We start from the raw sequence: 14,095 nt of genomic DNA, 5'->3' as shown, positions 1-14,095 counted from the left end.
ATACTCACCAACTCAGCTGGATCCAAGTAGTCAGAGCACTGGGATGACAAAAAAAGGAGGGCACTTGGATGACGGGAGAAGGAGCTATTTGGATGACATCGTTTACTATACAATGTTTGTACAGTTCTGGATAAAAAAATTAGCTAACAAATTTATAAACATCAGTATACAGCTCATCAACGCTTGGTTCTTTACTATTTTTGGCAAAATCTTCCGACTTTTTTACTAAATCACGTATTTCCTTATCAATTACTTTGCACTCTTCTTCTGAAGTCATTTTATTATCTGTCATGTATTTCTTTAAAGTGCTTATAGGGTCATGATTTTGCTTCATATCTTCAACTTCTTCTTTTAAGCGATAAGTAGCAGGATCTGACATTGAGTGACCGCGATATCGATATGTCTTCATTTCAAGCAGGATAGGCCCTTTTCCGCTGCGTGTGTGTTCCGCTGCTTCGCTTGTAGCCTCATAAACAGAGAAAAAATCCATTCCATCAACTTGTTTTCCAGGAATACCAAAACTTTCTCCTCTTTTATATAACTCTGTTACTAAAGTTGACCTTTGCACGGAGGTTCCCATTGCGTATTCATTATTTTCTATGATGTAAACCACAGGCAACTCCCACAAAGATGCCATATTAAACGATTCATATACTTGTCCTTGATTTGCAGCACCGTCGCCAAAATATGTAAATACCACATTATCTTTTTTCTTATATTTATTAGCAAATGCTATTCCTGTGCCAATTGGAACTTGTGCTCCCACTATTCCATGCCCGCCGAAGAATTTTTTTTCAACGTCAAATACGTGCATCGAACCACCTTTACCTTTCGAGCATCCTGTTTCTTTGCCGGTAAGCTCTGCCATTACAACATTTGGATCAGAATCACATGCGAGCATTAAGCCATGGTCTCTATAACTTGTGATAAAAGCGTCACCTAATTTTGATGCAGCTTGAGTTCCAACTGCAACTGCTTCTTGTCCTATTGATAGGTGACAGAACCCGCCTATTAATCCCATCCCATATAATTGTCCTGCTTTTTCCTCAAATCTGCGTATGAGTAGCATTTTCCTGTAGAATCCAATTATCTGTTCTTTAGTGAAATTTTCTGCTTTCATATCGATTTCTTTTTCATTAAACTAACACAATACCAGGAATTTTAAATTTTTGCTAATGAACTATTACCACTGGCTTGAGGCTTTTCACGTTATCTCTGTTATCATGTGGATGGCAGGTATGCTTTATTTACCCAGGCTTTATGTCTACCATGCAACTGTAAAACCGGGATCGGAAAATGATAGCTTGCTTCAAACAATGGAAAAGAGGCTACTTAGATATATCATAAACCCTGCAATGCTTTTCTCACTTGGTCTTGGAATTACACTAATGGTTATTAGGGAAGCATATCGTGAAGGATGGTTTCATGTAAAAGCATTTGCAATACTTTTGATGTTAATTATTCATATGCTACTTGCAAAATATAGGAAAAATTTTGCAATGGGTTCGAATAAGAAGTCACATATTTATTTTCGCGTTTTAAATGAAGCAGTTACAGTATTGATAATAGTTATAGTTATTATGGTTGTTGTAAAACCTTTTTGACTGACCTTACCCAAAAAAAGCAGAAAGCTCGTATCTGTTCAGATGCATGGCTAATGTACAATACTGAAATAAAAATTCCAGTGCTCCCTTTCTTGTCATCCCAGTGCTTGACACTGGGATCCAGCTTTCTTTACAAATTCACCAAAAGTGCTTCATTCTATAACGCAAAACCCATACTTACCAAACTCAATGCATTACTTGCAATTAAGTTTCCTGGATGCCAGTGTCAAGCTACTCGGATGACACCGTTCTTTTTCCTGGATCCCAGTGTTAGCTACTTGCATGACACCATTCTTTTTCCTGGATCCCAGTGGGCTTTGTTGCATCGCTAGCTATGATGGATAAAGATAAAAAAGGTAGAGAATATCAGTAGCTTATTATTCTGGTATTTATAACAAGAACGGTCAGTGAATACCTAAATTTGAGTAAAAGAAATTTCACTACCACTCACTAATCCGGCTAAAATTCAAGAATTTCAATGCTTTAGCTATTTTCAATAGAATTAAATTTATTAATATAAATAATAAATTACTATTCTTAAATTTGATCAGATTGATTGCAAAAAAACAAGATTTTCAATAGGTTGCTTATAATCCTAACTATAGTTAGCCTTTCATAAGTAGCGATGCAACAAAGCCATCCCAGTGTCAAGCACTGGGATGACAAGAAGAGGGCACTGCCCTCTTGGATGGAAGCCAGTGTTAGCTACTTTCATGACACCCTGACAACCGTCATCCCGCTACTTGTTAGCGGGATCTAGAGATACCGTGATGGTATGACGTAGGGGTTGCCGAGAACTTGTCATCCCAGTGCTTGACACTGGGATCCAGTTTTTCGTATAATTTTGTCAAAATCTATTGTGCTAGCAAGTTCACTAGCGTCACGCGCTGGTCTGTTAGACATTTACGTGTAGGGTGAAGAAATTTTGAAAAAGACATACCAAATATGAAAGGCCTATATATTAAAACTTACGGCTGTCAGATGAACGTTTATGACTCCGTTTTAATGGAAAATGTAATTAAACCTTTGGGGTTCAACGTTGTTAGTGATGCAGGGAAAGCCGATTTAGTGATACTGAATACTTGTCACATTAGAGAGAAGGCAGCAGAAAAACTTTACTCAGAGCTTGGGAAGATTCATTCGTTACGAAAAGAAATGACTATAGTGGTGGCTGGGTGTGTAGCGCAAGCAGAGGGAGAAGAAGTGTTCAGAAGGGCTCCTTTTGTTGATATTGTTGTTGGTCCGCAGAGTATCGCTACCTTACCGGAGCTGATAGTCAAAGCAAGCAGAAGTAAAGGTCATGTAATAAACACTGATTTTCCTGAAGTTGCAAAGTTTGATAAATTGCCAGATGAATGCTATGGCAATAGCCAGGGATCTTCTGCGTTTCTTGCCATACAAGAGGGTTGTGATAAATTTTGTACGTTTTGTGTAGTGCCCTATACTCGTGGAGCTGAGTATTCACGGCCAGTGAATGAAATATTTCGTGAAGCATTGAAATTAGTTGCAAATGGGGCAAATGAGATCAATTTGCTTGGTCAGAACGTCAATGCTTACCATGGGGAGTGCGAAGGGGAAGTGTGGGATTTAGGAAAATTAATTAGTCATATTGCTAAAATTGAAAAGCTAGAGAGGATTCGTTATACAACTTCTCATCCAAGAGATATGCATGAATCTCTCTACTTGGCACATGCGGAAGAGCCAAAGCTCATGCCGTTTGTTCACCTGCCTGTGCAGTCTGGTTCGAATAAAATATTGCACGCGATGAACAGGAAACACACTGCAGAGGAGTATTTGGAAATAATAGACAGATTTCGCAAATTGAAACCTGAAATCGAATTTTCTTCTGATTTTATTGTTGGTTTTCCTGGAGAAACCGAAAAAGATTTTGAAGAAACTATGAAATTAGTAGAAAAAGTTAGATATGCTCAGGCTTATAGTTTTAAATACAGCCCAAGACCAGGCACACCGGGAGCGGAAAGAAAAGATCAAGTACCAGAAGAGGTTAAAACAGAGCGCCTTCTTCGTTTACAGAAATTAATTAGTAAGCAACAACTTGAGTTTAACCAGAGTATGGTAGGTAAAACTATACCTGTTCTATTTAGCGATAAAAAAGGTAAACACCAAAACCAAATTATTGGTAAAAGCCCATATATGCAATCAGTGTGCATTGATGATTCTGAAGATAAATACAGGGACAAAATAGTAAATGTGAAAGTGTTGGAAGCTCGGCAGAGTAGTTTGCTGGGGTGTGCATTTCACTGATTTTAAGCAGCGTTAAATATAAATCTTAAGCAAAGAGTATTGAAAAAATGCAATCATAATCTTTTTCAAAAGTTACAAAGTTTAATTGCTACCTCTGCTGAACGGGTACCTTAAACCTACAAATTTGAGCTTACCTATATCAATTTTTTGTACAAGATGAGTTAGTAACAACTTTATGTATAAAATTGAAGAAGAATAAAAATACAATAACGAGCATTAAATTAAATATTCCCACCTTTAAAAAACCCTCTTTATATATTTCTAAAGATTCTAAATAATTTATTTTACCATTTACTGAAGGAACTGACATAAATTTTGATATTGCAACTCCGGCTAGGTTAGAAAACGCTAATGACAGCATTACTATACCCATCACTACTCCTCTAAGGTTTTTGGGGGCTAGTGTAGTTGCTTGTTCTTGGACTAATGGAGCAATACATAATTCTCCCAGTCCCATAAAGGAGATAGCAATTATTAAATATAAGTATTCTACTTTACCTTCAATGTTAGAGTTTAAACATCCTATGTACAGTGTGAAAAAACACATAGCCATTGTCAGAAGGCCAAGGGTAAACATGGAAGTTGCATATTTTTGCTTAAACTTCATGTATGTTCCAAAAAGAAAGCCAAATATTATAATTGACAAAGGATTTATGGCTTGAGAAACTGAAGCTGGGATTGTTATACCTAATACATTGTTAATAACGTTTCTTTCGGTGAATAAGTTAACCAAAGAGCCAAGCTGCATTTCTAAAGCAAAAAAACACAAGAAAAATACCACAAGAATAGATAATGCCACTAATTTTCGTCTTTGTTCTGCTGATAATTTAGATATTATATAAATAAATATGCCCAGAGCTGTTATTCCAATAAATATGAGCATATTAGTAAAAAATTCACTATGTATAAGCATTTTAGCAATTATTGATGATGACAGAAAGCTTCCTATCAATACTATACCAAAAATTTTAATCCCTAATATGCGCTTATTCATAAGCTCTGGATAAGGAGAAAGGCCGCTATCTCCTAAAAGATTCTGAAATTTGAGAAAAAAGATTAGCCCTATAGACATCCCAATACCAGCTAAACCAAAGCCGTAGTGCCAGCCAAACAAGTGGGCTACATAACCACATGAAATAGAAGCCAATATTGCTCCAATATTCACACCTACGTAAAATAAAGTAAAGCCTCTGCTACGTTCAGGATCGTCTTTGCCATAGCATGAACTAAGTAAGTTAGTTACGTTCCCTTTAAACATACCAGTACCTATGGCTATTAGAGATAAACCTAAATATAATAAACCTGGTTCAAACTTAACCAATGACATGCAAGCATGACCTGCTATCATCACTATCCCTCCAAGCAACACCATGTTGCGGAATCCCATCAACTTATCAGCTAAAAAACCTCCAAGTATTGGTATAGCATAACCTGTTGCAGCAAATAATGAGTAAATAGTAAAGGCCCTCTCATCAGTGAAACCTAAGTGAGAAGTCAAAAATAGGACCAAAAGTGCCCTCATTCCATAGTAAGAGAAACGTTCCCACATTTCAACAAAGCACAACATTTTTAAAAATTGTGGAAACTTATCTGTCTTCTGATCCATAAAATACCCCTAAAGCTTGGGTTAATGTTAAGTAAAACAATAAAAACTGCAAGTAAAACTTAAAAAAAGGTATTGGAAGCTCGGCAGAATAGTTTGTTGGAGTGTGAGCTACGGAAATATTTTTGAATTTGTAATTTTTCAGAAAGCCCTATATTCTTTAGTTTTACATAGCGAACATGAAGTCAAAGCATTATCCTGATACAGTAAGTAGTCCTGATTTTTTATCGTTAGAAAAGGAAATCATAAAATTTTGGCAGGAAAACAAAGTTTTTGAGCGGTCAGTTGAAGAACGTTCCAAGGATAATTGTTTTGTCTTTTACGATGGGCCTCCGTTTGCAAATGGACTTCCGCATTATGGACATTTACTCACTGGTTTCATCAAAGACGCATTTGCAAGATATCAAACTATGCTTCAAAAAAGGGTTGAACGTAGATTTGGCTGGGATTGCCATGGATTGCCGGCTGAGATGGGTGCAGAAAAAGAACTTGGAATATCTGGTAGAACTGAGATAGAGAAGTTTGGTATAGATAAATTTAACGATCATTGCCGTACTTCTGTGATGAAATTTTCATCAGAGTGGGAGAAGTATGTAAATAGGCAAGCAAGGTGGGTAGACTTTCACAATGACTATAAGACTATGGATAAATCATTCATGGAGTCGGTCATGTGGGCATTCAAGCAGCTTTATGATAAGGGTCTGGTGTATGAATCAGTGCGCGTTGTACCATATAGCTGGGCATGCGAAACTCCATTATCTAATTTCGAAACAAGGCTTGATAACGCGTATAGAGAAAAAGTTAGCAAAGCTGTAACTGTTGCATTTGAGCTTTTAGAAAACCCACAGCAATTTAAAAGTGTTAAACGAAAGTGTAAATTACTTGCTTGGACTACAACTCCTTGGACGTTGCCGAGCAACTTGGCTTTAGCAATAGGAAAAGATATTAAGTATTGTGCAGTGTCAGTCCACCCTTTGATGTCATTCCAGCGCGTGACGCTGGAATCTATTTCTGGATCCCAGTGTCTGGGCACTGGGATGACAGGGAGTAGTGAAGGAAGTTCAATGAATGGTGAAATATACATTTTTGCTGAAAGCTACTTAGAGAAATTTATCAGCCACTCTGAACAAAACAATATTCCATATGAAAACTGCAATATAAAACTTAAAGCGAATGATCTTGCAGGTCTTTCTTACAAACCACTGTTTGACTATTTTAAAGACACAAAAAATGCATTTCGCGTTTTTATTGCTGATTATGTGACGGAAGAAGATGGTACTGGCGTTGTGCATACTGCTCCTGGATTTGGTGAGGAAGATTTTTACCTTTGCCAAAGCCATGATATTCCAGTTATTTGTCCAATTGATAACAGTGGAAAATTTACTGCTGAAATTTCAGATTTGGCAGGGGTTCATGTTTTTGATACCAATGATACAGTAATAAAAAAATTAAAAGAGCAAGGGAATTGGTTTAAAACTGAACAATATATTCACAATTATCCACACTGCTGGAGAACTGACACTCCTTTGATCTATCGCACTATGCCTTCTTGGTATGTTGCTGTTACAAAATTCAAAAGCAGAATGGTAGAGCTAAATAAGAGAGTTAATTGGATACCAAACCACATTAGAGATGGTCAATTTGGAAAATGGCTTGAAGGGGCACACGACTGGTCAATTTCACGCAATCGATTCTGGGGTACACCAATCCCTGTATGGAAATCAGACGATGCGAGATATCCAAGAGTAGATGTATATGGTTCAATAGAAGAACTGGAGAGAGATTTTAATGTTAAAATAGACGACTTGCACAGACCATTTATCGATACTTTAACAAGACCAAATCCTGATGATCCAACAGGAAAATCAGTTATGCGCCGTGTACCTGACGTGTTTGACTGCTGGTTTGAATCTGGCTCGATGCCATTTGCGCAAATCCACTATCCGTTTGAAAATAAGGAGTGGTTTGAATCTGCGGATTTTATCACTGAATACATAGCGCAAACCAGGGGGTGGTTTTATACGCTCTTTGTATTGTCCACTGCTTTGTTTGATAGGGAACCATTTAAGAACTGCATATGCCACGGTGTTGTTTTGGATGTAAAAGGGCAAAAATTGTCCAAACGTTTGAATAACTATGCAGATCCAATGGAGGTTTTTGATAGATACGGTTCTGATGCACTGCGTTTTCTTATGCTTTCTGGATCTATTGTTTGTGGTGGTAATTTGCTACTCGATAAAGAAGGAAACTCAATACGAGATGTTCTAAAAAATGTAATAAAACCTATTTGGAATAGTTATCACTTTTTTACTATGTATGCAAATGCAGATGGAATTAAAGCTGAAGTGTGTAAGGACTATAGAAGCACTATTGATCGTTACATGATTTCCAAGTGTTTTGAAGCTGTAGAAGGTATCCAAGCTTCTATGAACAACTATAACTCCCAAGAGGCTTGCAAAATTTTAATGAACTTTTTTGAAGTGCTAAATAATTGGTATATTCGTCGCAGTCGCGAGCGTTTTTGGAAAGGTGATTTGGATCAGGATAAAACTGATGCTTATAATGTTCTATATACGGTTTTTTATTACATACTAAGAGCTGCAGCTCCTTTGTTGCCACTTATAACAGAGAATATATGGCAAGGGCTTAAGTATGAAGAAACATCTGTTCATTTGGCTAATTTTCCACAATTAGAGAAGTTTGATAGTCAGCTCATTGCCAAAATGGATCTAGTGAGAGAGATATGTAACTCTGCACTCTCTATTAGAAACACTTTTAACATACGTATCAGACAGCCACTTGGCAGTATGAGGATTTATCATCAGTCTTCCTGTGGTTTTCTTGAAGGTGAATATCAAGAGATGATAAAAGATGAGGTAAATGTAAAAGAATTAGAAATAGTGGATAAGTTGAAAGAAGTTGCATCACTAGAGTTAAAACTCAACTTCCCTGTGCTTGGAAAGAGAGTTCCAGGCAAGATCAAGAAATTAGTTCAATACGTCAAAGAGGGAAAATGGAGGCAAGTTGGAAATGAACAGATATTTCTGGGAGACGAAACAGAGAACTATACTATAAAAAAAGGCGAATATGAACTATTATTAAAAGCAAACAGTGAATTCTCCTCTGTATTTGATAACAACAAAGGGGTTGTTATCCTAAACACTACTTTAAATGATGAATTGATTCTAGAAGGGCTAGCGAGAGATGTCGTGAGGCTCATTCAGGAAACTAGGAAACAAGCTGATTTTCATATATCAGATAGAATCAGAGTAATAATCAAAACAGAAGATGAGAAAATTAAGGAAGCAATAAATACGTGGTTTGAATATATAAAAGAGCAGACCCTTGCCTTATCTTTGGACATTAATACAGAAATTGGAACTAACTTCTATTCTAAGGAATATCAGGATTTAAGTGTTAGTATTGAGCGTTAAATTTTTAATAAAGTTGCAAGATTGTCAGTATTTATGCTATACTTAAGGTAATTGGATAAGGTTATAATATGAATAAAGCTGTTGCAGATGATTATGAAGAAGTTGTTAACAATAGTGGTGGTTTAGGTAAAGCAGAATCTGTTGTTACTTTGGAGGAGGAAGAAGAGTTTTTTGATGCTATGGAAGCTGTTTCTAATGTAGAAGAAGGGAATAATTTAGGTCTTGCTACTTCAGAAGAGGAAGAAGAATTTTTTGATGCTGTGGAAGAACAAGAGCCGTTAGCTAATTTTAACGTTCCACTCAGTATATTTCATTATAAAGATTATAACTCTGATTTTTTTACTTCCTGGTATAATATATCAAGCGAAATATTTAAGGAAATAAATAGAACTTGCCCAGAAAAGAAAATATTAAATTTAGCTCTGTCAGTTTTAATGCTTCCTTATATTGCTTTTACTGCACTGGGATTAGTCGTATGCAGTAGATTTCAAGCAAACAGCAAGACACAAGACAGTGTAGGGGAAGATAAGACAAAAAAGAGTGAAACTGGCGTGCCAAAAAGATTGGCATATGGTGTTCTTGCTGCAATAGCAATTTTTGTTAATATGGCTGTACTTGTAGCCTTAGTTGTTCCTGCAACAATTGCTTTGGCTACTTTTTATCTTTTAAATAGAGATTTATCTCACTCTTTAGTTACTGCTCTTAAAATAAGTATGGGGCGGTATTCTAATAAGCATCAAAATATTGAGGTGTCTTTTCATGAAAAGGAAGTTACTGGACCAAATATTGCGTGGGATATGGAAATAGAATTTCCACCGCAATTTAAACGATTGCTTAGAGATTTGTATGAAAATGAAAATAACAAGTGGTTTGATGTGACGCGGGATTCAGAGCATAGCATCGTACTGAAATTGTCAACTAACATCAATTTAAAAAATGGTCTTAAGCCCTTACGCAATGAAATCAAGGATGTGCTTGCAACTTCTATTCAGGAATTTGCGAAGACTATGGAAGAACTGATAAAGCTAGAAAAGAAAGAGATTACATATGATAAATTGAAGGAATTATTGAACGAATTCAAGTCGAAAGTGGTAGATAGTATAGGTCCTAATTTGACAAGTCACTTAATACAAAGTGCTTATCAAGTTGCCTTTATACAAGCAATTAAGTTTCAGCGAGATAGACGGGGAGAAGATTTTTCGCTGGAAGATGAGATAAAAAATTCTTTAGTGAGACAGGAATTAGAGAGCCAAGGTAAGGAATTACCAAGTAGAAAAGAGATTATAATAGAAGATTTGAAAAACGCAGGAATGGAAGTAGAAGACTCAAAAGATGATGAATTTTCTGTACATGAGGCGGAATGGAAAAAGCTTATAAAGGAAGGCGAAATAGTTAAAAGGACAGTAATTGATATTTATAAAAATAAGCATCTCCAAGCAACAGAGAAAGCCTTAGGTAATGCGAAAGAAGAAATTGAACGTTTAAGAGGAATAGGTCAAACAAGGTGTAACAATATATATAAGAAATTAAAAGAAATACATGAAAACAGTAGCTTAACAAATGACACCTTAAAAAGGGGGTTAGAAGACCTTTTTAAATTCGAATATGATGATCAAGAGATTGAGCGCAGGCTGATAAAATCAGTAATGAAAAAAGTTCAAGGTAAGTTAAGTCAATCAGATATACCGGATAAGGAGAAGCAAAGCCTAAGGAAGCAGCTTGAAGATTTAGAAAAAAAAGTAAAGGTTCCATCGGATAAGGAAGCTTCAGCTAAAATAAATGACTTTATAGAAAAGATGTATTTAGAAATAAAAAAATATAAAGTGCAAAGGTTACTTCGAGAACAAAAAAAGGGTGTTTTACGTTTATGCAAGAAATTAAGAAAATATGGTGAATCAGGTCTAGCAGAAATAATTGAAGCTTTTCGCGTGCAAGATGAAGGACATTTAGAAAAATCTACATTAGAACAAACACTCAAAGATCAAAATAAGCGTTTACAAGCTGAACAAAATAACAGGGAAAAAGGGCATCCGGGTACAAGATCAATAGAAGTGCTCTTAAAAAGGAATGAAGAAATTCTGAAAGCATTAAAACAGTTAGAATTAGGCAAAAAAGAATTATTGATAAATGAAGAAACAAAAAATGATTATAAAGAAGAACTAACGTCTCGTGAAAAAATAAAATTTGCAGTAATAGAAGATGATTTACTGAAGGTATTCAAGCTTGAAACTTTTGATGAAAAAGAAATCAAGAAGTTATTAGAAAGAGCAGAACTGGAGTACTGTTTAGCAGAAAAACGCATCAAATATCCTGTAATTAAAACAAAAGATAATATCAAACATTTTAGTCAAAATTTATTGTCTCCTTTGATAGACAATTTGACAAAAAATATAATAAATAATATACCAGGAAATAGTGAAGGTTGTATACAGAAAGTTAAGAACTGGAGTAAAGTTATGTTTGGTGCAATAAAGATTGGAGCATCAAATGCTTATAAAGAGACTACAGAGAGAAAAGCGTTAAATGTGGCACATAATACTTATAAAGAAGGAGAGACATTTCTTCAATGTTTTCAGTCAAATTATGAAGGTATTGGAGCCTTTTTAGGTAATTTATTTTCTGATGATGGGGTAACATTTAAAAATGATGTGTGGCCTAAAATAGAAGAGCATTTGCATGGAATGTGGGATAGATTTTTCAAGGATATTGAATTCAATATTGGAAATAAATTGGATGAAGTAAGTGTGACACAGCAACGGCAGGAAACTATGATTGTGACTCAACGATAAGTTCTCAAAGTTCCTCCGGTATTTTCACATACTAAATTAACTATAGCACTTGATTCTTTTTGGATCTCTTTTTCAGTTAAAGTGTGGATTGGAGAGCAAAAAGTAACTGACAACGCTATAGACATCTTATTCGGTTCTATATTATTTCCATGGTATACATCGAATATCAAAACTTCTGTGATGAGCTCTGAGCTTTTTTTTATCACATTGATTATGTTACCTACTTCCACATCCTTATTTACTATAAATGCAAAATCACGTTTTACACTTTGGTATTTATAATCGATAAATTTCTTTCTACTTACAGGTAAATTTTCAATATTTTCTAGTATTACCTCAAAACCTACAACTTTTTGCTTGATATCAAAAAGATCTAATATATTAGGATGCAACTCTCCAAAATAACCTGCTACTTTATTCTTAAAAGAGAGAGTGCCTGACTTTCCTGGGTGGTAATGTTCTTTTTCTGCTTTCTCTATCGTTAAATTATCACAATTAACGTTAAAAAACTCCAAAGCTGCTATGCAATCAGCCTTTGCGTCAAAAACATCTACTTTCCTATCAGTATTATAATGGTTTCGCGGTAAATTATTTCCTGACCTAATTCCACTTAAAACATACTTAGACTGAGCTTCACCATCGTAAATCGGCCCGATTTCGAAGATTGCAAGATCAGATATTCCATGGGCAATATTATCAGCAGTAACTTGCAATAAATTTGGCATAATACTTGGTCTCATTATATTAAAGCTATTGTTAAACGGATTATCGATGATAAATAACTTATTCGAGTAACCAAATTTTTCAGCTGTTGATTCACTCATAAACGACCAGGTTAGCACTTCATGAAACCCTCTGTTTGTCATCAAAATACGCAAATTGTCGTATGTACTATCTACTTCTTCAACATTATTTGGTAGTGGTTCTTCTTTTATTTTGTCATAGCCGTATATCCTTGTTACTTCTTCGATTAGGTCAGCCGGTATTGTCACGTCCGGTCTCCAGCTTGGTACTTGTACATTCCAATTGCCTTCGGTTTTTTTATCAATACTAAACCCTAGTTTCGTTAAGATATCAAGCACCTCATCAGGCGATACAGACACACTTCCAAACTTGTTCACATCCTGATAATCAAAGCTCACCTTGGTGTCAGCACTATCTAAACTGCCAGCAGACACTACGCTTGAGGTTTCTCCACCACATAAGTCCAGAATCATTTTAGCTGCAAGGTTGAGTCCATCAAAAGTAAATTCAGGATCAACTGAACGTGCAAATCTGTAACTAGCGTCTGTGGAGATGCCGAGCTGCCTTGAAGATTTAGTAATAGAGATGGGATCGAACCAAGCAGACTCTAAAAAGATATCAGTAGTTTCAAGAGTACATTCACTGCACTTACCACCTATAATTCCAGCAATTCCATGAATATTTTTATCACCTGCAATAACGCTTATGTCTTTGTTTAATAAGTATTCTTTACCGTTCAAACCAGCAAATTTTTCTCCGTCGTTTGCTTTGCGTACTGTGAGCTCTCCTTCTATTTTTTTTGCATCATACGCGTGCATTGGGCGGCTGAAAGATATCATAATATAGTTCGTGATATCAACTATTGCAGAAATGGAGCGCATTCCTATCGATTCCAGCCTATCTTTTAACCATTTTGGGCTTTCTTGATTTTTTACATTGGCGATGTATATTCCACTAATAAAACTTTCCCCGTCAGTAACTTCAACATCGATTGGTGAATTTATGGAGCTGGTAAGTTGTGGAATGCTTAAAGTCTTTAATGTCCCAATTCCAGTTGCAGCAAGGTCGCGAGCTATTCCATAAATGCCTAAGCAATCTCCACGGTTTGGAGTAACATTTATATCAATTACAGGGTCACAATTGAAAAATTTATCCCCTACTTTATAATCATCGGAAAGCTCGATTATTCCTTCACTTTCCTCTTGAACCAGCGCAAGTTCAGAAGCAGAGCAGAGCATCCCTTCACTTAGCATTCCTCGTATTTTTGTGGACTTAATTGTGAGATCACTTTCTGGCAACGTGCTACCAAGAGATGCAAGTACAGTTTTCATACCTTCTCTAACATTGTTTGCTCCACAGACTATTTGTAGAATTTTACTTCCATCATTTACTTTACATAATTTTAATTTATCAGCATTTGGATGAGGTACGACTTCTAATACCTCTGCAACAATAAACCCAGTCAATCTGGAATTATCGATCACATCTTCTACTTCTAACCCTATGTGAGTTAATTTATCGGTAATTTCTTCTAAACTAGCATTGGTTTCTAAGTGTTCTAATAACCAAGATAATGTGAATTTCATGGACCTAAAAAGAAGTGAAAAAGTTATTGTAATATAAAATGTAGTGCTTTTAAAGCTTGTTGTAGTGGAA

Annotated in this window: 8 protein-coding genes; 5 read left to right on the top strand and 3 right to left on the bottom strand. The window is 35.7% G+C overall.

The window, feature by feature from the left end:
* Positions 1-139: 139 nt before the first annotated feature.
* Positions 140-1,120, bottom strand: a complete 981-nt coding sequence (gene pdhA / locus AAGD66_RS01420) for a pyruvate dehydrogenase (acetyl-transferring) E1 component subunit alpha (protein ID WP_265024664.1) — start codon at positions 1,118-1,120, stop codon at positions 140-142.
* 55 nt (positions 1,121-1,175) lie between these two features.
* On the opposite strand from pdhA, the gene hemJ reads away from it, so the two are divergent.
* The 3 genes from hemJ (at position 1,176) to miaB (ending at position 3,869) form a co-directional block, all read left to right on the top strand.
* On the top strand, positions 1,176-1,604 hold the full coding sequence (hemJ, locus tag AAGD66_RS01415; RefSeq protein WP_010082641.1) for a protoporphyrinogen oxidase HemJ: 429 nt from the start codon (positions 1,176-1,178) through the stop codon (positions 1,602-1,604).
* Between the two features lie 53 nt (positions 1,605-1,657).
* The gene (locus AAGD66_RS01410; protein ID WP_155968384.1) at positions 1,658-1,936 is read left to right on the top strand and encodes a hypothetical protein; all 279 of its coding nucleotides are present in this window, start codon (positions 1,658-1,660) and stop codon (positions 1,934-1,936) included.
* 613 nt (positions 1,937-2,549) lie between these two features.
* Positions 2,550-3,869 (top strand): tRNA (N6-isopentenyl adenosine(37)-C2)-methylthiotransferase MiaB, encoded by a 1,320-nt coding sequence (gene miaB, locus AAGD66_RS01405; protein WP_010962578.1) that lies wholly within the window; start codon positions 2,550-2,552, stop codon positions 3,867-3,869.
* 139 nt (positions 3,870-4,008) lie between these two features.
* On the opposite strand, the gene AAGD66_RS01400 is transcribed toward miaB, so the two are convergent.
* Complete coding sequence (locus tag AAGD66_RS01400; RefSeq protein ID WP_341814554.1) at positions 4,009-5,418, bottom strand: oligopeptide:H+ symporter; 1,410 nt, start codon at positions 5,416-5,418, stop codon at positions 4,009-4,011.
* Positions 5,419-5,651: 233 nt separating this feature from the next.
* Between AAGD66_RS01400 and AAGD66_RS01395 the strand changes: the two genes are divergently transcribed.
* Complete coding sequence (locus tag AAGD66_RS01395; RefSeq protein ID WP_264339380.1) at positions 5,652-8,906, top strand: isoleucine--tRNA ligase; 3,255 nt, start codon at positions 5,652-5,654, stop codon at positions 8,904-8,906.
* A 68-nt stretch (positions 8,907-8,974) separates the two neighbouring features.
* Positions 8,975-11,695, top strand: a complete 2,721-nt coding sequence (locus AAGD66_RS01390; protein WP_264724188.1) for a hypothetical protein — start codon at positions 8,975-8,977, stop codon at positions 11,693-11,695.
* Here the strand turns inward: AAGD66_RS01390 and pheT are convergent.
* A complete protein-coding gene (gene pheT, locus AAGD66_RS01385) occupies positions 11,686-14,025 on the bottom strand; it encodes a phenylalanine--tRNA ligase subunit beta (RefSeq protein WP_155968392.1) in 2,340 nt (779 codons plus the stop codon). The two genes, AAGD66_RS01390 and pheT, sit on opposite strands and share 10 nt — an antisense overlap.
* Positions 14,026-14,095 lie beyond the last annotated feature (70 nt).

Origin of the sequence: Wolbachia endosymbiont (group A) of Dendrolimus pini, assembly GCF_964026835.1 — a bacterium.
Taxonomy (GTDB): domain Bacteria; phylum Pseudomonadota; class Alphaproteobacteria; order Rickettsiales; family Anaplasmataceae; genus Wolbachia; species Wolbachia pipientis.
This window is presented reverse-complemented; position numbering and strand designations above follow the sequence as displayed.

Coding starts and splice junctions, on each gene's coding strand:
- hemJ (WP_010082641.1), top strand. CDS start 1,176: ATGAACTATTACCACTGGCTTGAGGCTTTTCACGTTATCTCTGTTATC.
- pheT (WP_155968392.1), bottom strand. CDS start 14,025: ATGAAATTCACATTATCTTGGTTATTAGAACACTTAGAAACCAATGCT.
- AAGD66_RS01395 (WP_264339380.1), top strand. CDS start 5,652: ATGAAGTCAAAGCATTATCCTGATACAGTAAGTAGTCCTGATTTTTTA.
- AAGD66_RS01410 (WP_155968384.1), top strand. CDS start 1,658: ATGTACAATACTGAAATAAAAATTCCAGTGCTCCCTTTCTTGTCATCC.
- miaB (WP_010962578.1), top strand. CDS start 2,550: ATGAAAGGCCTATATATTAAAACTTACGGCTGTCAGATGAACGTTTAT.
- AAGD66_RS01400 (WP_341814554.1), bottom strand. CDS start 5,418: ATGTGGGAACGTTTCTCTTACTATGGAATGAGGGCACTTTTGGTCCTA.
- pdhA (WP_265024664.1), bottom strand. CDS start 1,120: ATGAAAGCAGAAAATTTCACTAAAGAACAGATAATTGGATTCTACAGG.
- AAGD66_RS01390 (WP_264724188.1), top strand. CDS start 8,975: ATGAATAAAGCTGTTGCAGATGATTATGAAGAAGTTGTTAACAATAGT.